The 20,268-nt window shown below is 43.8% G+C and carries 18 protein-coding genes and 2 rRNA genes; 11 read left to right on the top strand and 9 right to left on the bottom strand.

Annotated features, from left to right (window positions below; translation table 11 throughout):
- Positions 1-73: 73 nt before the first annotated feature.
- The 6 genes from GF401_17865 to GF401_17840 all read left to right on the top strand — a co-directional run bounded on the left by GF401_17865 (position 74) and on the right by GF401_17840 (position 6,778).
- Positions 74-1,192: a hypothetical protein gene (locus GF401_17865; GenBank protein ID MBD3346924.1), complete on the top strand. Its 1,119-nt coding sequence runs from the start codon at positions 74-76 to the stop codon at positions 1,190-1,192.
- A gap of 30 nt (positions 1,193-1,222) precedes the next feature.
- On the top strand, positions 1,223-2,053 hold the full coding sequence (locus GF401_17860) for a hypothetical protein (GenBank protein MBD3346923.1): 831 nt from the start codon (positions 1,223-1,225) through the stop codon (positions 2,051-2,053).
- 111 nt (positions 2,054-2,164) lie between these two features.
- Positions 2,165-3,865, top strand: coding sequence for a type II secretion system protein GspE (locus GF401_17855; protein MBD3346922.1), 1,701 nt, complete (start codon positions 2,165-2,167; stop codon positions 3,863-3,865).
- Between the two features lie 133 nt (positions 3,866-3,998).
- Positions 3,999-5,051, top strand: a complete 1,053-nt coding sequence (locus GF401_17850) for a PilT/PilU family type 4a pilus ATPase (GenBank protein MBD3346921.1) — start codon at positions 3,999-4,001, stop codon at positions 5,049-5,051.
- 28 nt (positions 5,052-5,079) lie between these two features.
- Positions 5,080-6,285, top strand: a complete 1,206-nt coding sequence (locus GF401_17845; GenBank protein ID MBD3346920.1) for a type II secretion system F family protein — start codon at positions 5,080-5,082, stop codon at positions 6,283-6,285.
- Positions 6,286-6,457: 172 nt separating this feature from the next.
- On the top strand, positions 6,458-6,778 hold the full coding sequence (locus tag GF401_17840) for a hypothetical protein (GenBank protein ID MBD3346919.1): 321 nt from the start codon (positions 6,458-6,460) through the stop codon (positions 6,776-6,778).
- 91 nt (positions 6,779-6,869) lie between these two features.
- Here the strand turns inward: GF401_17840 and GF401_17835 are convergent, their stop codons facing one another.
- Positions 6,870-7,733, bottom strand: coding sequence for a sigma-70 family RNA polymerase sigma factor (locus GF401_17835; protein MBD3346918.1), 864 nt, complete (start codon positions 7,731-7,733; stop codon positions 6,870-6,872).
- 305 nt (positions 7,734-8,038) lie between these two features.
- On the opposite strand from GF401_17835, the gene GF401_17830 reads away from it, so the two are divergent.
- Positions 8,039-9,400 carry an aspartate kinase gene (locus GF401_17830; protein ID MBD3346917.1) on the top strand — a complete coding sequence of 454 codons (1,362 nt, stop codon included), beginning with the start codon at positions 8,039-8,041 and terminating at the stop codon, positions 9,398-9,400.
- Between the two features lie 7 nt (positions 9,401-9,407).
- Here the strand turns inward: GF401_17830 and GF401_17825 are convergent, their stop codons facing one another.
- Genes GF401_17825 through fliD form a run of 3 tightly spaced genes read right to left on the bottom strand, consistent with a single transcriptional unit; the run spans position 9,408 to position 12,220 of the window.
- The gene (locus GF401_17825; GenBank protein ID MBD3346916.1) at positions 9,408-9,797 is read right to left on the bottom strand and encodes a hypothetical protein; all 390 of its coding nucleotides are present in this window, start codon (positions 9,795-9,797) and stop codon (positions 9,408-9,410) included.
- Positions 9,798-9,800: 3 nt separating this feature from the next.
- Positions 9,801-10,229, bottom strand: a complete 429-nt coding sequence (gene fliS, locus GF401_17820) for a flagellar export chaperone FliS (protein MBD3346915.1) — start codon at positions 10,227-10,229, stop codon at positions 9,801-9,803.
- A 35-nt stretch (positions 10,230-10,264) separates the two neighbouring features.
- On the bottom strand, positions 10,265-12,220 hold the full coding sequence (fliD, locus tag GF401_17815; GenBank protein ID MBD3346914.1) for a flagellar filament capping protein FliD: 1,956 nt from the start codon (positions 12,218-12,220) through the stop codon (positions 10,265-10,267).
- 163 nt (positions 12,221-12,383) lie between these two features.
- Between fliD and GF401_17810 the strand changes: the two genes are divergently transcribed.
- Complete coding sequence (locus tag GF401_17810; protein ID MBD3346913.1) at positions 12,384-13,271, top strand: MCE family protein; 888 nt, start codon at positions 12,384-12,386, stop codon at positions 13,269-13,271.
- A 56-nt stretch (positions 13,272-13,327) separates the two neighbouring features.
- Positions 13,328-14,299 carry a hypothetical protein gene (locus GF401_17805; GenBank protein ID MBD3346912.1) on the top strand — a complete coding sequence of 324 codons (972 nt, stop codon included), beginning with the start codon at positions 13,328-13,330 and terminating at the stop codon, positions 14,297-14,299.
- Positions 14,300-14,407: 108 nt separating this feature from the next.
- Here GF401_17805 and GF401_17800 read toward each other — a convergent pair whose 3' ends face one another.
- The gene (locus GF401_17800; GenBank protein MBD3346911.1) at positions 14,408-15,109 is read right to left on the bottom strand and encodes a hypothetical protein; all 702 of its coding nucleotides are present in this window, start codon (positions 15,107-15,109) and stop codon (positions 14,408-14,410) included.
- 511 nt (positions 15,110-15,620) lie between these two features.
- Here GF401_17800 and dnaA point away from each other — a divergent pair.
- On the top strand, positions 15,621-17,018 hold the full coding sequence (gene dnaA, locus GF401_17795; GenBank protein ID MBD3346910.1) for a chromosomal replication initiator protein DnaA: 1,398 nt from the start codon (positions 15,621-15,623) through the stop codon (positions 17,016-17,018).
- A gap of 7 nt (positions 17,019-17,025) precedes the next feature.
- Here dnaA and GF401_17790 read toward each other — a convergent pair whose 3' ends face one another.
- Together GF401_17790 and GF401_17785 are read right to left on the bottom strand one after the other, a co-directional pair.
- A complete protein-coding gene (locus GF401_17790) occupies positions 17,026-17,430 on the bottom strand; it encodes an anti-sigma factor antagonist (GenBank protein ID MBD3346909.1) in 405 nt (134 codons plus the stop codon).
- Positions 17,399-19,054 carry a diguanylate cyclase gene (locus tag GF401_17785; GenBank protein MBD3346908.1) on the bottom strand — a complete coding sequence of 552 codons (1,656 nt, stop codon included), beginning with the start codon at positions 19,052-19,054 and terminating at the stop codon, positions 17,399-17,401. Before GF401_17785 ends, GF401_17790 begins: the two co-directional genes overlap by 32 nt.
- A 199-nt stretch (positions 19,055-19,253) precedes the next feature.
- On the opposite strand from GF401_17785, the gene GF401_17780 reads away from it, so the two are divergent.
- On the top strand, positions 19,254-19,709 hold the full coding sequence (locus tag GF401_17780) for a hypothetical protein (protein MBD3346907.1): 456 nt from the start codon (positions 19,254-19,256) through the stop codon (positions 19,707-19,709).
- Positions 19,710-19,745: 36 nt separating this feature from the next.
- On the opposite strand, the gene rrf is transcribed toward GF401_17780, so the two are convergent.
- Positions 19,746-19,862: ribosomal RNA gene (rrf, locus tag GF401_17775) — 5S ribosomal RNA — on the bottom strand.
- A gap of 67 nt (positions 19,863-19,929) precedes the next feature.
- Positions 19,930-20,268, bottom strand: a 23S ribosomal RNA gene (locus GF401_17770); the annotation flags it as partial.

The raw sequence follows: 20,268 nt of genomic DNA, 5'->3' as shown, positions 1-20,268 counted from the left end.
ATAAATCATTCTTCCACCCCCTACAATGCATTATTTTGATTAATAGGATAACTGAACCGTTCCGGAGGAATTTATGGCGTATTTTATGGGTAAAAAACGTGTTTTTGGTTACTTTCTTATTGCACTCAGTCTGACATCGATCAATGCGACATGCGAAAAAACGCGCACTCAGGACCGTGCGGAGATGTCTGATTCTGAAAACGCGACGGGACATACCCCACCATCACAATGCAACAGCCGTTTAACAAATATAGCATTTTGCGATTCAATGGACCCGCCCCGGATTATTCTTGAAAACGGAATGCTTCGTGTGACGATTTATACCCCCAATTCCCGGTGCGGCTATTACCGGGGGACACGATTCGACTGGTCGGGAATGATCGCAAAGGTCGAATACAACGGTCATTCATTTTTCTCCGAATGGAAGACCCCGCACGACCCTTCAGATCCGGGGCACGGAATCGGACCTGCAGAAGAGTTCGATATGGAAACCCCTCCGCTTTTTTCCGCCGTAGATTCAGGTGATACCTTTGTTAAAATCGGCGTCGGCAAATTGATAAAAACCACAAACAAATATTTCATGAACACCTCCTACCCGGTTGCCGAGCAGGGACTGTGGCAGATCAGGTGTGAAGGAAACAAGTGGATCGAATTTAAACAGGACCTGACCATGGCATCAGGATGGGGATATTCTTATATCAAGCAGATATATCTTTCTCAGGATACCCCGGCAGTCACAATTTCGCATACGCTCCATAATATCGGCAACCGGAAGATCACCACCGAACACTACAGCCACAATTTCATCACCATTGATGAATATCCTGTCGATTCCATGTACAGATGCAGGTTTCCATTTGTCCTGAAAGTAAGTGAGAAAATTCAAAGAAAAATGGAAGGTTACGCGGTGATATCCGATTCTGTTCTGAATATAACAGGCAATCTGGGCGGTAAAGCTCTCTGGGCCGAATTTGAAGATCTTGCCCATGTTCCCGAAGAAAATCAGTGCATTGTAACGAACCGGCTCTCCGGTGCATCGATCACGGTCGAGGGTACCAAGCCGCCTTCGAAGTACAATTTTTATGCCGAAAAAACCGCTGTCTGTCCGGAACCCTTTGTTAAGTTTTCCGTTTCCCCCGATGAGTCTGTTCATTGGGAAACGAGATTGACATTTAAAACAAATGAGCTGTAAATCATTCCGCCTCCGGGAGCATACCTGTCTATGTACAACCAAAGAGAAGAACGGGAAGAACGATTGAACAGGGTACGGAAAGCAAGTTCTTTTTATTCAGGCAACAAGCATTCGAGCCGCCGTTCCCTGCTTCGTATTGTCGTGATTGTTACGATTGTGGTACTGTTGACCTGGTATGCAAAACAAGGACGGAATAATCCCTTTATATTTGAAAAAAAATGCATTCTGGCGGGGAATTCGTCAGTAACCTGGCTTGCTCTTGTCCGATCGCCGGATTATGCAACCATACTCCCTCTCTCGGTTTCATCCGGCGCCGAAGGGGTACAATTTCCCTTCGACAGCATCTCGCTGGTCACCCTTCCATCGTTTTCTCCATCTCTTTCGAAGGTAACCCCCGAACCGGTACAACAGATAACCCTTGGAATCGATACAATCGAACCGGAGGGGGCTTCCGATAATTCCCCCACTTTTGCGACCTCGCGGTACACCCTCGATTCCGGTGGTAAAATCAGGGTTGTTGCGGGTGACAATAATGTCCCCGGCCTCCTGGCCGAATTAGACAAAATCACATTCCTTATTTGTGATTCCCGGTTCGGTGTATCCGATTCAATAATGCTTCCCGTTCTCAAAGAATCGATCGATATACTGATAATCAGCCGGGCAGAGGACATGGAGATACGAAGCTTGCGCAATCATTTCCGTCCCCGAAAAGTTATCGCCCTGCCTCCAGGTTCATACCGGAAATCCTCGGGTGAAAAATCGAACATTATTTCTCCCGATTCAAAACATTTTTACTACCAGATACAAAAAAATGCAATGAATAAAATCAGCATTCAAAAAGATCAGGCCGATTTTTTATAGCTTCTTATCCTTTCAATTTATCTTCCAAAGCTTTATCTTGCATTGTTCCGTCCCTTTAGGATAAAATAATAGAGATATCCTAACATCCTTGAATACTACCAAAAGCAGAATATGGCACAGAAAATCAGCCAGATCCTTGTTGATAAGAACTTTTTAACAAAAGAACAACTTCTTACGGCCCTTAAATATCAGAGTTCAAACGGCGGTAAATTGACCGAAGCCTTAATTGCCACCGATATCATTCAGAGTATCGAGGAAATAGGTGCCTTTCTGGCAAAACAGTTCGAATCTCAGGAACTCGAGTTGAAAGACATTGAGCTGGATTCTTCCGTAGTGGAGATTGTCCCTTTGGACATTGCTCAGAAATACGGCATCATTGCAATCGATAAAACAAACAAAGTACTCACCGTAGCGATTTCCGATCCTAAAAACCTTTTTGTTCTCGATGCGGTCAAGTTTCTGACCGGCTGTAATGTCAAACCGATCATGGCGCCCGTTGAAGGAATAAAAGAGGCAATCAAGCTCAATTATGCCACTGATGATGACGATGTTGAGGAAATTCTCAGCGATATCAAGGAAGAGGAATTTGAGGTTTTAGAGGGACAGGATGACGATGATGCAGTCGATGATATCAGCGCTGCTATTTCCGAAGCGCCTGTCGTAAAACTGGTGAACCATATTATTGTCGAAGCTGTTAAAAAGGATGCCAGTGACATCCATCTTGAAACCTATCAGAAAGTGTTCAGGATGCGGTATCGGATCGACGGCAGACTCATGACGATTTCATCCCTTCCCTACCGACTTCGGCCTGCAATCATTTCACGGATAAAGATTATGGCTGATCTGGACATATCGGAGCGACGGCTTCCGCAGGATGGACGGATAAAAATTAAAATCGGCATTAATACGGTCGATATACGTGTCAGTACAATACCGACTATTTACGGCGAAAAAGTGGTGATGCGTATTCTCGATGCATCCAATCTTGTGCTCGATATGGAAAAACTTGGTATTCCATCAACAAGCCTTACACATATTATGGAAGCGATTCATTCTCCCTTCGGTATGTTTCTGGTTACCGGCCCTACCGGAAGTGGAAAAACGACCACGCTGTACTCCGCCCTGAGCCTGCTCAACCAACCCTATGTCAATATCATGACCGTAGAAGATCCTGTGGAATACAATATCGATGGTATCAATCAGGTAAATGTCAACAGCGATATCGGTTTAAGTTTTGCCTCGGCCCTCCGATCCTTTCTCCGTCAGGATCCGGACATTATCATGCTCGGTGAAATTCGTGATGGAGAAACCGCAGAAATAGCCATCAAGTCGGCGCTTACCGGTCACCTGGTTTTCAGTACCCTCCATACTAATAATTCGGTTGCAACAATAGCCCGGCTAATCGATATGGGTGTTGAACCCTTTCTGGTGGCCTCATCGGTGCGAATCGTTATCGCCCAGCGCCTTGTACGCAAAATTTGCCCCGATTGCAAAGAGCCGGTAGAGACAAACAATGAAGAACTTGCCCGGATCTTGCATATCGATATGGACCAAGCGAAAAAAATAACCCAGTTCAAGGGAACTGGTTGTCCTCTGTGTAACGGTACCGGTTTCAGGGGACGCTGTGGACTGTATGAAGTAATGCCGGCAACGCGGGGTCTTCAGGATTTGATTATCGATCGGGCTCCGCCAAACGTACTCAAAGATCAGGCACTTAAAGATGGTATGAAAACCCTTAAAGACTGCGCAATGGAAAAGCTCATTAAAGGCGAGACAACAGTCGAAGAAATGCTGAGCGCTATTGAAATTTAAAAAGCACCTTTAACTGCGTCATTATCAGGTTTTTACAGGGATTCAGCATTGGCGTGTAAAAATTATCAAAATCGGGATTATTTCTTAAAAAGAAAATTGTATATTCAACATCTCAACAACTAATTTCATAAGTATGATATCAATACAGGAATTGCTTTCTCAGGTCCTCGATTTAAATGCCTCCGATCTTCATTTGACTGCAGGCTCCCCTCCGCTCTATCGGGTTGATGGGAAACTTGTTCCAAAAGGCGTGGAAAAATTGACTCCCGACCAGGTACTCAAGCTGGCTTACAGTATCATGAATGAACAGCAGCGGAAACTTTTCGAACAGAACCGGGAAGTCGATTTTTCCTTCGGTGTCCAGAATCTTTGCCGGTTCAGGGCCAATGTGTTTCAGCAACGTGGTTGTACCGCCTGTGCTATCCGGCAAATTCCCTTTCGTATACATTCGCTCGAGACCCTTGGCCTTCCACCAATATTAAGTAAAATTGCCGAAAAACCTAATGGCTTGATTCTCATTACCGGTCCAACAGGAAGTGGTAAGAGTACCACTCTTGCCGCGTTGATTGATAAGATCAATACCGAACGGAACGGGCACATACTGACCGTTGAGGATCCGATCGAATTTGTTCATCCACACAAAAAATGCATTGTTAATCAACGTGAAGTGCGTCAGGACACCGACTCTTTTACCAGTGCGCTCAGAGTGGCGCTTCGACAGGACCCTGATTTTGTACTCATTGGTGAAATGCGCGACCTGGAAACAATCCAGGCAGCACTGAGCATTGCCGAAACCGGTCATCTAACCTTTGCAACCCTTCATACCAATTCGGCAGCTCAAACAATTAATAGAATTGTCGATGTTTTCCCTCCCGCACAGAAATCGATTGTGCGGGCTCAGCTTTCGATGGTGCTGGAAATCGTTGTATGTCAGTCGTTGCTCCCCCGGGTCGGCGGAGGACGCATTATGGCTTGTGAAATTCTGATTGCCAATACCGCTGTACGGCAGTTAATCCGCGATGATAAAATCCATCAACTTCAGGGAATAATCGAAATCGGCCAGCAACACGGCATGCAGACAATGAACGCATCCCTGGCAAATCTCTACAAACGCCGGCTGGTCACCATGTCGGATGTGCTTGCAAAAAGCCCCGATCCTGAGGGACTGCAAAAAATGCTTGGATAATCATGAAATTAATGGAGAGTAGATCGCTATGCCTACTTATCTTTATGTAGGAGTCACCCCCGGCGGAAAACAGGTGAAGGGGGAAATACAGGCCCGGAATAAGAATGAAGTTTTAAGCCTTCTCCGAAAGAAAAAACTACGCCCGCTTTCTGTTAAAGGAAAGCCTATCAATCTGAATATTGATATTATGGGAGGCGGCGTCAAACTTCAGGAACTCAGTCGGTTTTCACGCCAGTTTGCCGCAATGGCCTCTGCCGGTTTACCCCTTGTGCAATGTCTTGATATCCTGGCGCAGCAAACCGAAAATAAAATCCTTGCCAAAGCTATTCAGCAGGTGTCGGGTGATATCCAAAGCGGTAATACCCTCGCCGACTCCCTGTCAAAACACCCGAAAATTTTCAACCAGCTCTACTGCAACATGGTAGCCGCAGGAGAAACATCGGGTAACCTCGATGCAATCCTTACCCGACTGGCAGAATACCAGGAAAAGGCCTATGCTCTTCGCCGGAAAATTCAGGGAGCCCTCAATTATCCGATTATTCTCTCGATTGTTGCAATAGCGGTCGTTGCCATTATGCTTACCTTTGTGGTGCCGACCTTTGCACAAATGTTTGCCGATATGGGGGGGGAACTTCCCCTGCCGACCCGAATAGTAATGACACTGTCGGATTTTCTCCGTGCCAATATCATTTTCATACTCGCTTTTATCATTGCAGCTGTGGTTGGAATTACAATGTATTACAAAACCGAAAAGGGACAATACAATATCGACTGGCTCAAACTTCATCTGCCCATAATTGGGAATCTCGAGCGCAAGGGCTCGGTCAGCCGTTTCTCACAAACCCTTTCAACCCTCCTCTCGAGCGGTGTCACCATTCTGGATGCCCTTTCAATTACCGCAAAAACAGCCGGCAATGCTGTTTTAGAAAAAGGACTTTTCAGAACCCTGGAAAAAATTACCGGAGGTTTAACTATCGCCGAACCGCTCAAGGATACCGGGATATTTCCGCCAATGGTTATTCATATGATAGCAGTCGGCGAAAAAACCGGTGACCTATCAGGGATGCTGACCAAGGTCTCCCAGTTCTATCAGGAAGAGGTTGATGCTGCTGTCGATGCCCTTACTTCCATGCTCGAACCTCTTATGATCGTTGTTATGGGTGTTGTTATCGGTGGAATTCTGTTTGCCATGTATATGCCGATGTTCGAGATGATCGGCAATATCGGCGGATAAACCGGTCGGCCAAAGCAAAAAAATGTATATTTAGCCACTGCTCCAAATGAATATTGATATTTTTCTTAAAATATTTTATAATTATTTAAAGAAAAAGCTAAAGTTTTCATTTAAATCTGTCGATATAACGAACAGAAGCCTTACATGATGTAAGGAAAGGTGGTGATTAACTATGCGAATACCAGCAGCAATGGAACCCTTTAATGCCGAGTTTCGCAAGGTCAAAGGCCTTGAGAAACAGAACAAGGATGTTCCGCGGATAAAGCTATCGAATGTCGACAGATCTGAGTTTTCTTCGGACGGCAAGAGGCTGTCGGAAGTTAAAGCTCAGGCTGAAGCGGCTGCGGCTCATGCTGTTCAATCGCCCGAAATACGGCACGATAAAGTTGATCTGGCTATAAAAAGGGTTAAAGAAGGCTACTATAACAGGCCCGAAATACAGGATGCTCTCGCAGAGAAAATAATGGGTGATTTCGGCTTATCGGGTACCTGAACAGACCTGAATCAATCATTTTTAAATGAGATTTTTGGAGAGGAGAACCATCAGGTTCTCCTATTTTTATTCCGGGAGTACGATTTTATTCTCAGGGGCGATACATTTTCAGGCGATTACGCCGTGAAGCATGTTTGAGCCGGCGTATTGCTTTCTCTTTAATCTGACGAACCCTTTCACGGGTACAATTAAACCGCAGCCCAATTTCTTCGAGGGTGTGGGCAGTATCTTCTCCGATACCGAAATAGAGACGGACAACATCTTTTTCTTTTTGGGTAAGCGTGCTGAGTGTTTTATTGATTTCTTCCTGGAGTGAAATATCTATCGCTCCATCATCGGGCTGTTCCTGCTGATCGTCTTGAATCATATCCATCAGGTTCGATTCTTCACCCCGCTGCAATGGTGCATCCAGCGAAGCATGATTGTTGCCGATTTTCATACTTTCCCGCACTTCATTTTCATCGATATTCAGCTCCCGGGCAATTTCTTCGATGTTGGGCATTCGACGGTACTTCTGTTCAAGCTTGCTTTGAGTTTTTCCGATTTTATGAATCGTTCCGACCCGGTTGAGCGGTAATTTGATTATGCGGGATTGCTCTGCGAGGGCTTGCAGGATAGACTGTCGAATCCACCATACTGCATAGGAGATAAACTTGAAATTCTTTTTTTCGTCAAACCGCTTAGCGGCTCTGATAAGGCCGAGATTTCCTTCGTTAATAAGATCGTTTAAAGGAAGGCCCTGATTCTGATAATTGCGGCACACACTGACAACAAAGCGTAGATTTGCCCGCACCAGTTTCTCGAGAGCCTTTCGATCACCCTTTTTGATATGAACCGCCAACTCTACTTCTTCCTCGATGGTCAAGGTTTTATCCTTGCTTATTTCTCTTAAGTAGAGAGCGAGAGAAGTTTCCTCCGACAAGAACCGCGCTGTGTCTAATCTGGGTTGGCGCATGATGACTATATAGAATTAGACTGAATTCCCTTGTATTCGAGAATAGTTCTAAGAAAAAAATATCGTGCCGTTTTATAAATATAGAGAATAACTAACCGTCCGTTAATCAAACCGTACCATGAGAATATATATAATCCACTTTTAAAATGCACCCCTTGGTAAAGATATTTTTATATTTTAGTTAATTAATGTTTATCAAATCCGGTATAGAGAGATAATTAAGACATAGTTGTGCCCATCTATTATATTATTTCGCTCATAATTTTCAGTTAATTCGTGTCACACAAACAAGGAAATCGGGTCTGATGGAGTTTATTGTATGCAAATTTGGCGGAAGTTCTCTTGCAACAAAGGAAGGCATTCAACAAGTTGCCAAAATACTCACGTTAAACACATCGCGTCGTTGTGTGGTCTTGTCGGCACCGGGCAAAGCATCCGGTATTACCATCAAAGTTACCGACCTGCTGATCAGAATTGCAAAAAAGAGCCTTAAAAATGACGATTGTTCCGAAGAAATCAATCAGCTCAAGCAGCGGTACCGTGACATTTATTTGCCCCTTGGAATCTCCGATAAGGAGTGCGATGAAATAATATCCGATCTCGAAACACGTGTTGCGGCTCCAAAGGACAATAAAGATAAATATCATGATTCAATTGTTGCGTCGGGCGAAGATTTCAATGCTCGTCTGTTTGCCCGTTATTTAACAACGAAGGGAATCGATGCACGGTATGTTTCACCCAAAGAAGCCGGTTTGATCGTCACCGATAGTTTCGGCGATGCTCAACCGCTCAGGGACAGTTCAATGAGACTTGCCCAGCTGAAAAAAATCTGTTCTGAAACTGTCGTTGTTTTCCCGGGTTTCTACGGGATCACTCAAAATGGTGATATTGCGACATTCAGCCGGGGGGGCTCCGACCTTACCGGTGCTATTCTTGCCGATTCTCTCGATGCAATCGAATATGAAAACTGGACTGATGTTAATGGTATCTACAGCACAAATCCCAATCTTGTAGATTCTCCCTTACAAATCCCGGCCCTTACCTACAAAGAAATGCGGGAATTGAGCTATATAGGATTTAATGTTTTTCATGAAGAAGCTGTTCGTCCGGCTATGGATAAAAAAATTCCGATACGCCTCCGCAATACGTTCAATCTCGATAATTCCGGAACACTCATTGTTTCCCGCCGTCTCCCCTCCGAACGAGATGTCGTGGGTATTGCCAGTGGCGGTGGCTATGCAAGTTTTAATCTGCAAAAATTCCTCATGAACCGTGAGAAAGGATTTGGAAGAAAACTGCTTTCAATTATCGAAAAGATGGGCCTTTCTTATGAACACTGCCCCTCCGGAGTCGATAACATGTCGGTCATTCTCGACCAGTCCCAACTCACACCGGAGATAGTTAATAATATTATTCGAAGAATCGAAGAAACCCTTCAACCCGATGATATCAAAACCGAATTCGGTATTGCCTTGGTTGCAGTTGTCGGCGAGGGGCTTATCCATAAAGTTGGAGTTCTTGCACAAACAGCACAAGCGCTGGGCGATGCGAATGTCAATATCAAAATGGCCAATCAAGGAAGTTCAGAAATCAGTATGATTTTCGGAATCGATGCCTCGGATGAGAAAAAGGCTGTTGGGGCATTATACAATAAGTTTTTCGGATAGAAAATACTTACATCATACTGTGAGCTGCGTACGAAACAGCGGCGCTTTTTGATTTGGTCAGCTGCTTCAGTTCACTTTCCACACCCGCCATTCGCTGTTTCAGTCCATCAGCTATTTGTTTATCGATTTTTGCGGTGGTTTCGGCAAGCATTTTAAATCTTTTTCCAAGGGACGTCAACTCATGATCTTCGGTTATCCGCTCTCTCCATTTTATATCAAGATGGTCGAGTGTGATAATCTGCCGGGTAATGTCTTCGAGCATTTCCTGCCGCCGGATAAGCGCCTGCTGTATTGTGTCCGGGTCCGGAACCGGTCCCAATTGAGTCATGAGCTGCTTGACACTTGACAGAAGAGTACAAAGATTCGTTAACACCGAAAGTATTGCTTCTTTTTTCATAGATCATCCTGTTACTGCAAAGTTTTCCTGACTATTAGAATCTTCCTGGTTTGCCGAAGACGCTTTGGTTATACAAATCGCTTCATTCCATGCATCACGTAATGTATACAGATGTTTGAGAGTATCTTCAACAAAGCTTTTACTCGATTTAACATTCGCCTGGATAAGATTATGCATCAGATATTCATAAAGCCGGTAAAGGTTAAGTGCGATCTCTCCAGTATCCATATTAAGGGCACTCATCAATTCTGAAATTGCATCCTGCGCCTTAAAAAGATGCCGGGTCCGCTGCTCAATCTTATCCTTTTCATCAAATAATTCTATCGACAATTTGCAATGTTTAATTGCAACGTCATAGGCAATCAGAATAAGTTTTCCCTGATCAGCGGTATCGACATTTACTGTGCGGTAAGCTGAATATCCTTTTTTCACCGTTCCCTCCTTTGAAACATTCTATCCTGCGCTTTTTAACCCAGGGCACTTAACATATTTGTACTTTGAGACTGGAGTTCGGCCATTACCTGCTCCATATAACTGAATTCCCGTACCAGTCTTTCCCTGTATTTTTCAACTCTGGCTTCCAACTTTGTTATCCGGTCATTAGCGCGATTAATACTACTCCGGTATGTTTCCTGCCGGAGCGAAATCAGACCTTCCTTGCTGTCGGTTAAGCCGTCAATTTCATCTTTAATAATATCACTCAAACCACGGGTGAAGGTAAAGGAAGCGGTCTCTCCCGCTGCCAGTGTTCCGGCGGGAAATGTCAATTTAAGCCCCGCGGCCAGCCCCTCTGAAAAAGAGACGATCTCACCCGTCCGCACATCGGAATCATAGGAGGTACCGTCACTTCCCGTAATACGAACCTGTTGATTGCCGTTGATCTCTTCGAGAGTATACGTTCCCGATTTAACATTCTCATCGTAAATACCCAGGGTAATGTTCGCATTATCGGATGCTCCTGAAGTAACAAACAAATCAACAACCTCATCAAAAGACTTCTGAAGAGCTTCTTTGAATCTCTCTTCGTCGAGAGTAAACCTCCCTGTATTGTAATCGGTTTCAACACCGGCCATGGTGAGATTTTTGTAAGTGGGAGCATTTTCAAACTGAGTTTGAAATAATTTTCTTATCCGACTGACGATACTCGAAACGGTCATATCACCGGCAAGAACTCCCCCATCACTGTCCTCATCCTCAGGGTCACCATAGGTTGTGCTCTCTTTTGAAAACCGATGAAGGGCATTGAATGAATCAATAAGATCCTTGACCTTTTTAGTAATTGCCTCGTAATCACGGTCAATTTCAACCGCTACCGTCTCCCCGGCATCAGCTTTATTAAGGTTAAGCGTTACACCGGCAATGAAATCTTGTGCTGCATTTGATTTCGATTCCATATAGAGTGAATCAACACTGAAATAGGCATTGCTTCCTACCGACAATACCCCTGCGCCTTCATCACCGGCGACAGAAACATTCATCTGATAATCGGTTCCGGCAATGTTCAGTGAAGTCATTGTCATCTGGGAACTCCCCTCAACTTTTGAGGTGAGTACCAGGTTACCGGTCGCGTCGATCGTTGCATCGGCCATGCCGTTGTAGGTTTCCTCAACCTGCTGAAGTAAATCGTCAACTGTGCTCGATGCTTTTACTATGAAGGTATTACTGACTTCGTTTCCGTTATGATCCACCCCTCCATATTGAATTGTGTCTCCAGCAACCAAACCCGAAAAAATTGTATTGATATCATCAGTAGATGTAAGTACCTGTGTCGTATTTCCCTTGTTGCCGTCGGCCGAGTGGATTATTCCAAGGTCCTGCAGTGCTGTTCCGGAAACATCCTTGTATGCAATACCGCCGCTTCCCGTATCTTTTGCAGAAAGAACGAGCCTGAAATTGGTATCACTCATTTTTATCACCGATGCCGAGACTCCCAGTTCCTTCCCATCTGCATCAGTTGCATTGTTTATTTTCCGCCTTGCATCCTGAATCGTATCGGTTGCGGTTATATCGATTTCGGTACCCTCGATACTGATTGTTCCGGTACCTATCCCAAAGGATGACAAGGCCTCTGTCTGGCTGGAAATGATCCCATCGGCACTGACCATTTTTTCATGCTGCGCCACATTAAAAACTCTAACGCCGTATGAACCGGGAGTGCTTCCCGCTGCGCCCGTTACAGTAACAATGTCTTCGTTCGATGAATTCTCGGCAAAGAGGCCGAAATCATCTTTGTTATTCAGTGAAAAAGCTTTTGATGATACATCGCTGACAAAGGATTGTAATTTACTGTAGGCCTGTATTTTCAGATCATATGCCGCTTTCTGCTGCTCAACTCTGCGCACCCGCTCATATTCCATATCCGTAAGAGAATCGATAATATAGGAGGTATCGATTCCTGACGGTCCGTTGATTGAGATTCCCATAGGGCTCCCCTTAATTTTGAGAATATGCTTTTTTTCTCGTTCTCATGAATATCTATATATATCTATCGGCACCTTCATTGAAAATCTTTATACTCTTTTATTTTAATTGCCTCTATAATGGTAATTCCTTGATTTATCTGGAAAAATCACCTATCTTTTGACCATGGATGACCGTCGGCTGGGATATATAATTTGTGCCATTCTTGCCCTGTTTCTTGTTGTAGTCGGCTCCTACGTGATTAAAACTTCCTATTTTCCTTCAGAAGTCCGGGTAATTCTGTTTCCCCGCATAGGCAACCTCCGAATTGAAGATCCCGTAAATGTTCACGGTGCAACAGTCGGTAAAATCAAATCGGTCCAGTCTCACCCCCGAGGGGTCTGTGTAGAAATAATGCTCGATAAAAAGCTCACTATCTATAAAAATTATTCGATTGTTACTATTGATAAGGGCCTGATGGGCGATCGGGTGATTTCCATTACTCCCGGAGGAAAAAGCTTCTCTTCCATCCCGGCCTCCGATACGCTTCAGGGAAAATTTGTTCCCGGAATTTCCGAAGCTGTTGGTTTGGCCTGGCGGCTTAAGGAAGAAATTCATAAATACCAGGAGCTCTCTACCTTGTTTCTGGAAGGCAAGGGTGGCGATGATGCTCCTTTTGCAGAAAAATTCAACACGCTGGTGAGCGATATCGACAGTCTAACTCATTTTCTTCTCCTGAAACTCCCTGAACTCGACAGCCAACTCAGCCGTCAATTAAAAGAAATCGACCGGATCGCGGTTAAGACTTCCATATTTACCCGCGAAGTTAATTCTGTTGCCGATGGATACAGTACGATGCTGGAAAAATTTATCAATGAAGCCGCTCTGGCTCTCGTTGAAATCGGAGAACTGATGAATACGGTATCCTCCGCGCTCGAGCTTGTGCAGGAAAAGGATAAAACAGTATGGGCCAGGCAGATAGAGCAAATCAATACTCAGATTAACCTGCTCCGAAAAACGATTAAAGAAATCGAAAAATACGGCATTCCACTTCGGATTGAAATTGTTTTCTGATGATACGCCATATCCAAAGATCGGCCGCCATACTGATATGTACTCTGGTTTCAATTGTGCAACCATCGATCAGTGATGCTGCTACTGATGATGAAATTGCGAATCGTTATCTTTTTTTTCAGCGCACCCTCTATCTCGAAAACATTCTTTCTCCCGGTAACTGGTGGGCGAATCCTGCACTTTTAAGTAAAATCGAAACCAGAACAATATTGACCTCGAATGTTGCCCCTCTTGCCGGGAAATATGTGATTGCATCAGCCCGGGCGTTATTCCCGATAACCGAATATTTCAAATGTGGTGTGGGCATTCTGGGAACCGGCCTCTACGAAAAAACATCACAAACAAATACGACGATTGATGGCAGAGGGGTTTCGACAAGTGGAAGCTTCTCTTTTGATCGCCCAAGCCTTCAGTTCGGCATCGCCGGCAATCTGCCCTATCTTGGGAGCGTTGGTGGCCTGACCGCTTTCGGATTTGAAGAACCCCGTGATCTGCAACGCTCACAACGGAGTTTTATCTGGAGTATCGGTGGTGGGGTGATTTCCCCACTTTTTTTCAATATGACCGGATTTTCGATCAGTTATATGGCAACCGGCATTATCAATGTTCAGAGCAGATGGTACCATGATGGAAAGCTGGGGATGCATTTTTCTTTTAATGACGATTTTATCAGGGCCATGACCAGCTTCAGTTTTACGGCAAATTCCTCCCTGGGCCTCTGGAACCAGCAATCGGGCGATTACCAGGTTTTCAAAACGATGGTTTCAATACGAACACTCGAAATTCTCGGAACGCTTGTGGGCATGAGCAGCGATCTTGAAAATTTCGGTCCCCTCAGCGATTTGTATGATAAAAGTTCAGTGAATGGAAATTGTATTCATCTCGGACTTGAACTTCGAAAAACCGATTACTCCCCTTATTTTGGCGGGCTCGATATGGGGATCAGCATTACCAATCCGGGCCACATTTTTGTGAGATTCTGGTTTGGATACGAATTTGCCGATTCGAGTCCCGACACAACATCATAAAGAAATCAAAAAATCCCATCTAAGGGATAAATGCGAGTGGTTTATTGATGCATGTTATAAGGATTACATGCATTATACAAAAAGGAATATCACAAGATTTTTTTATGCCTATACTGCCTGTTCAATGTCAAATTCCAACCCTCGTTCTTCAGCCCAGGCAGCGAGCTTGTCCATGGTAAGGTTGTATGTCTCATTGGTAAGATTTTCAACAGCCCCGGGCACTTCACCGATCATTTCCCGCGCCTGACTGAATCCCTCCTCAATTGCCCCTTTCATAAGATCAAGATATTCCTGATCGGAACCTTCATACATTTCAATAAAGGAGAGAGAAAAATCGACAATACGTTGGGATGTATTTTCCGCATTCCAGAATTCGGGAACATCCGCAATCTCCGGTTCTTCCGATTTGTTCACTTTACCGGTTTCACCTTCCACACTGCCGATAAAGGAATCAATCAATTCTTTTTGTAGTTGACTAAATTCATCTTTAAGGTTTTCAACAATACGTTCCCAGTCTGCATCGCTCATAGAACCGCCGTTTACAGTAATCATGCTTTTCTGGTACTCTACATGCTGCATATCCAGGGTAACCGTATCACCGTCTTTGCTCTGAAATTCCATGGATAATGATTTAGAAGAGTAATACTCTTTTGTCAAAGATGCATTTCGATATGTCTTCGGTTGCGTCCGTTGTGACGATGGCGCGTGTTGGTGAAGGGCTGATGATGGTTGCTTTATGGGATTTTGGCGGCGTGATGGAAAGGGAGTGTTGATTCCAACTCCGGAGGTGACAATCGAAGATAGGGCCATGTATTCCTCCTTGAAAAATTGTTTTCGATGCTCTACCTATCATTTCGGTAAACTGAAAGTTTTTCTTTAGCTTTTTCGTTAACTTTTTCTTCAGGTTTTATTTATCGAATACTCCATAAAAAGGATCATCCCCGAACGTGATAATCTCATGGTAAAGAATACCTTTGTCAGTCGGTTTTCTGGAGAAAGGAGAAGAAAAAACCGGCTTGTTTTGTTCATATTTTCTGGTATAAAAAATTTTTAAAAAAATATATTTTTTTTCTTTGACATTGATTAGGATAATATTATATTCAGTGTTCAGTATTTGATATTTTAATGTTGACAACTTATTGTTGATAAATAGTTGAGAGAGTGTGAATAAAAAGTTGATAACTTCAATTTCAAATAAAGTAACGCCTTACATCAAAACCATATCTCATTATATTTCACTGAGTTACAAAATATTAGCACAACATTTTTGCCATTGTGTTAATTTTTTGCCGTACTGTTAAGTCTGTCCTTTCTGTAAAGCATGGAGAATGTGGATAACATGTTAACAAATAACCTTTCAGAATCGCATTCCCTTACTCCCTGGGAACGCTGTTTGCGCCAAATTGAAGAAAAAATCGGATCCTCAAGTTTCGAAACATGGTTCAGAACCATATCGATGACTACTTCCTCCGGGGGTTTTGTCACCATTCAGGTTCCCAATCGATTTTTTGCCGATTTTATCGAAGAACATTTCGGTGAAATCATTGCAGAGACACTCAATAAAAATGACATTCCATGCACTACCCTGCAGTTTGAGCCGATCGAAAAGGACTGGAAAATAATTGAGCCGATTTCAAATACGATAAAAACAACCAAAGAAAAAGCTATTCCCCGCACCGTGGAAAAAAGCGGCCTCTTTCACCCCAACTACACGTTTGATAAGTTTGTTGTCGGCGACAGCAATCGTATGGCCCATGCAGCATCCCTGGCTGTTGCCGAAGCTCCGGGTAAAACCACGTTCAACCCCCTCATTATCTACGGAAGCACGGGTCTGGGTAAAACCCATCTGCTTCAGGCAATCGGTCATTTTGCTCAAAAAGAATGTACCGCAGATAAAGTTATTTATCTTACCAGCGAAGAATTCACGTCCAAATATATAAGTTATGTTATTGAAAAACGTGATTCTACCTCTTTTTATAAGCGTTTCAGAGATATCGACCTGCTTCTTATCGATGATATCCAGTTTTTCAGCGGCAAACACGGCACCCAAAAGGAATTTTTTCGCATATTCAACAAATTACTTTTGGAAAACAAGCAAATAGTCCTTTCTTCAGATCGCCCTCCGGACAAAATTCCGGATATGATGAAACACATCATTAACCGATTTCTGGGAGGACTGATATCGGATATTCAGCCACCGAATTTTGAAACACGAATGGCGATCCTCAGAAAAAAAGCCGAAATCGACGGTATGTCGATTCCCAACGATGTTATCGAATACATTGCCAACCATGTTACTTCCAACGTACGGGAGCTTGAAGGAATTCTCATAAAGCTTCTTGCATCATCGTCATTTACCGGTCGCGATATTACCCTGGATATCACAAAGGAAATATGTGGGGATATTTTTTCACAAAAGAGCGAACCGGTATCCATTCAGATGATCCAGCAGAAGGTTTCTGAAGAATTCAAATGCAGTCTCAATCAGCTTACCGCGCACTCGCGCAAAAGAGAAGTGTCCCTTCCCCGGTATATTGCCATGTTTTTATGCAAAAAATGGACTCGACAGTCATTGCGATCGATCGGCTTTGCCTTTAGTGGAAGAGACTATTCGACAGTAATTCATGCCTGTAAAAAGATAGAAAAGCTCTTAGCAACAGATAATGAAATTGCAGAGCGGGTAGAACAAATCGAAGAACAGATCAGAGCTGTCGCCTGACGAACATTCAATCGGAAATAAAGTAGGTCCGTGCAGTATCCAGGGTTTCAAAGACTTTTATTTTTTTATGAAGGTTGGTGATTTTCAGTAAATTTGCGATTAAATAGTTGGTTTGCACCAGCACTAGATCCCCCCCACCCTCTTCGGCCCGCCCTTTAACAGTTACCAGAGCGGCCAGTCCGATACTACTCAAATAGGTAGCTTCACCCATATTCAAAATGATTTTTGTTTTTCCTTGTTCGATTAGTTCCAGAAGCCGCATTCGAAAGAGCGGAACATGTTCCTGTAATATTGATCCGTCAATGGAAGTGATTACCAGACCATTTTCTTCCTGAATTTTTATTTTCATCCGTCCACTCGCTTCTGGAGATACGTGTCGGTCATTTTTTCGAACATTTCTTTGAAAAACCATCAAACCCCTTTTCAAAAAGGGCTAAAAAAGCATCAACAATTTCATTGTCAAATTGTGTACCGCTGAATCGTTTCAGCTCATTAATTGCTTCCTCGGTCGAAAGCCGTCGTCGATATTCGCGATCGGTAGTCATAGCATCCCAGGCATCAACAACGGCCAGAATCCGGGCTCCCAGAGGAATTTCTCTCCCCTTCAATCCATGGGGATATCCTCTTCCGTCAAAATGTTCGTGGTGGTGAAGAATGATCGGAATTTCCTTCTCCAGAAATTTTACATCCTTGAGAATACTGACTCCGATAACAGGGTGTTTTTTTAATATATCAAACTCTTCAGATTTCAGGCGCTCTTTCTTGGTAAGAATTTCGTGGCTTATTCCAATTTTCCCGATATCATGAAGGAGCCCTGCATATTTTATGATTTCAGTCTCCTTTTCGGGCAGTCGCAATGCTTTGGCAACCTGTACTGCATATGAAGAAACCCCTTTCGAATGTTCCTGAGTATAATGATCCTTAGCATCAATAGCCCGCACCAGAGCATTGGTTGATTCCATATAGGTTGCCCGAATATCATGCGAAAGGCGCATGAATTCGGATTTAAGGCCACTGATCCCCAGCTGGTCCAGCGACTCCTTGGCATCGTCACCTTCAACATTTTTCCACAGCCTGATCAGGTTACGACCGTCCCGTTTCGCCCAGTAGAGCGCCGAATCGGCCCGATCAATCAGTTCCTGCTTGGTTTTGACTTCATTATGATAATCCACCACTCCGATACTGACAGTAACATGAATGGAATTTTCTCCATTGGTGAACTCATACTCATCAATGGATTTATGTAACTTGGTTGCATAGAGCATGGCATCATCGGCATTAACACTTGCAACAACCATGAATTCTTCGCCACCATAACGACCGCAAATATCAACTTCACGGGAACCTTTTTTTATCAAATCGGCTATTTCGGTGAGAACCAGGTCACCGAATTGATGACCATAGGTATCATTGACCGATTTAAAATGATCGATATCGATGAGCATGCACGAGAGTGGAGCTCCGTACCGTTTCGCACGTTTGAATTCAAAATCGAATCGTTCCTGAATAAAACGATGATTATACAACCCGGTAAGCCCATCGGTAATAGAAAGTTCAACCAGCTCTTTGTTTTTCCGGTCAAGTTCTTCCATAAGAACTTTTTCCGAAGCGAGCGCGAATTTCAGTTCGGTAAGCATACGTTGACGTTCGATTGCATAACGAATTGACCGCGCAATGAGCACTGCATCAAAATTACCCCGTACCAGATAATCCTGGGCCCCACACTGGATTGCCTTGAGCGCAATATTCTCATCATCATCCGACGCCACTACGATAATCGGAACATCGGTAGTTTTGCTGTGCACCTCAATGAAAGCATCGAATGCCCGACTGTTGGTGGAAATAAGATCCATAAGAATTACATCGGAGGAATGATCGACAAGATAATTGAGAGCACCATCGAGCTTATCTTTACATGTGACAGCAAAATGGATATCGGGAATTGTGGCAAGCATATCGGTAATCAGTTTCCTCTGGATTTCATTTTCTTCGATCAGAAGAACACTGATTATCTGGTCGGGCAATGATGCTTTCATATTATATAGCAGAGCAGAAAGATGCTGACAAAATCATTTTAAAATGATACACTTTTAAAACACAATATTGTAATTGTACCTATTATTAATAGAAAAAGTCAAAGAATTGTTATTTATATGTATTTGTCGTATATTTTTGCCGGCGTTTCATGATACACCATGGCCATAATTACTATTTTCCTAAACTGATTTTTACCCTATGATACCTCTGAAACAAAACGTCTTTCCCCTGTTTGTTCTGTCAATTTTACCGCTTGTTGCGGATTGTACGCCTCCTCCCGAACCCCAGCAATCGTCTTCCCCTAAGAAATTAATTGTCGATGTGGTTGTTGAAGATCAGCCTGATTCATCGAAAAGGGAACGCAAGCTCAACAGTCTTATTATTCGTGTTCGTAATTTGCGCAGTCACTCACATGAGAAGAATATCAGTTCTCTGGAGACCATGGAAGCTGATCGGATAATCGATGAAGTAGAAGAACAGATGAATGGTCAGCCAACGGAGCTTCTGCTGTCACGATTGGAGCTTGCGGCTGTTCTTTATGAACTTGGCACAACCAAATATCGCTGTGCCGAGCGTGAGGATGAGAATATTGAACTGGTGAAGGAGCTGAAGAAGTTAAAGAAGACGATATCAGAGCTTGAAACCATGAAATAAAAAAGCCCCATATCCGGAGATACGGGGCTGATTTAAACCTGGCAGCTACCTACTCTCCCACACAGTCTCCCGTGCAGTACCATCGGCGTTATAGGTCTTAACTTCCGTGTTCGGAATGGGAACGGGTGTTTCCCCTATGCTATGACCACCAGAAATTTTGTATTTGACATTAGTTTTGCTTGTGAAGCACATAATCGACGAGATGTAAATAAAAAAAAGTGCCAAGCCTCACGGACAATTAGTATCACTCGGCTTAACATATTACTACGCTTACACCTGTGACCTATCAACCTTGTGGTCTTCAAGGATCCTTTAGGGAGGTTATACCCCACGGGATATCTAATCTTGAGGTCGGCTTCCCGCTTAGATGCTTTCAGCGGTTATCCGTTCCATACGTGGCTACCCAGCGGTGCTCCTGGCGGAACAACTGGTACACCAGAGGTATGTCCGCTTCGGTCCTCTCGTACTAGAAGCAGCTCCTCTCAAATATCCAACGCCCACAGCGGATAGGGACCGAACTGTCTCACGACGTTCTGAACCCAGCTCGCGTGCCGCTTTA

The sequence above is a fragment of the Chitinivibrionales bacterium genome (genome assembly GCA_014728215.1).
GTDB lineage: Bacteria > Fibrobacterota > Chitinivibrionia > Chitinivibrionales > WJKA01 > WJKA01.
The sequence above is the reverse complement of the archived record's forward strand: the minus strand, read 5'-3'. Positions and strand labels throughout refer to the sequence as shown.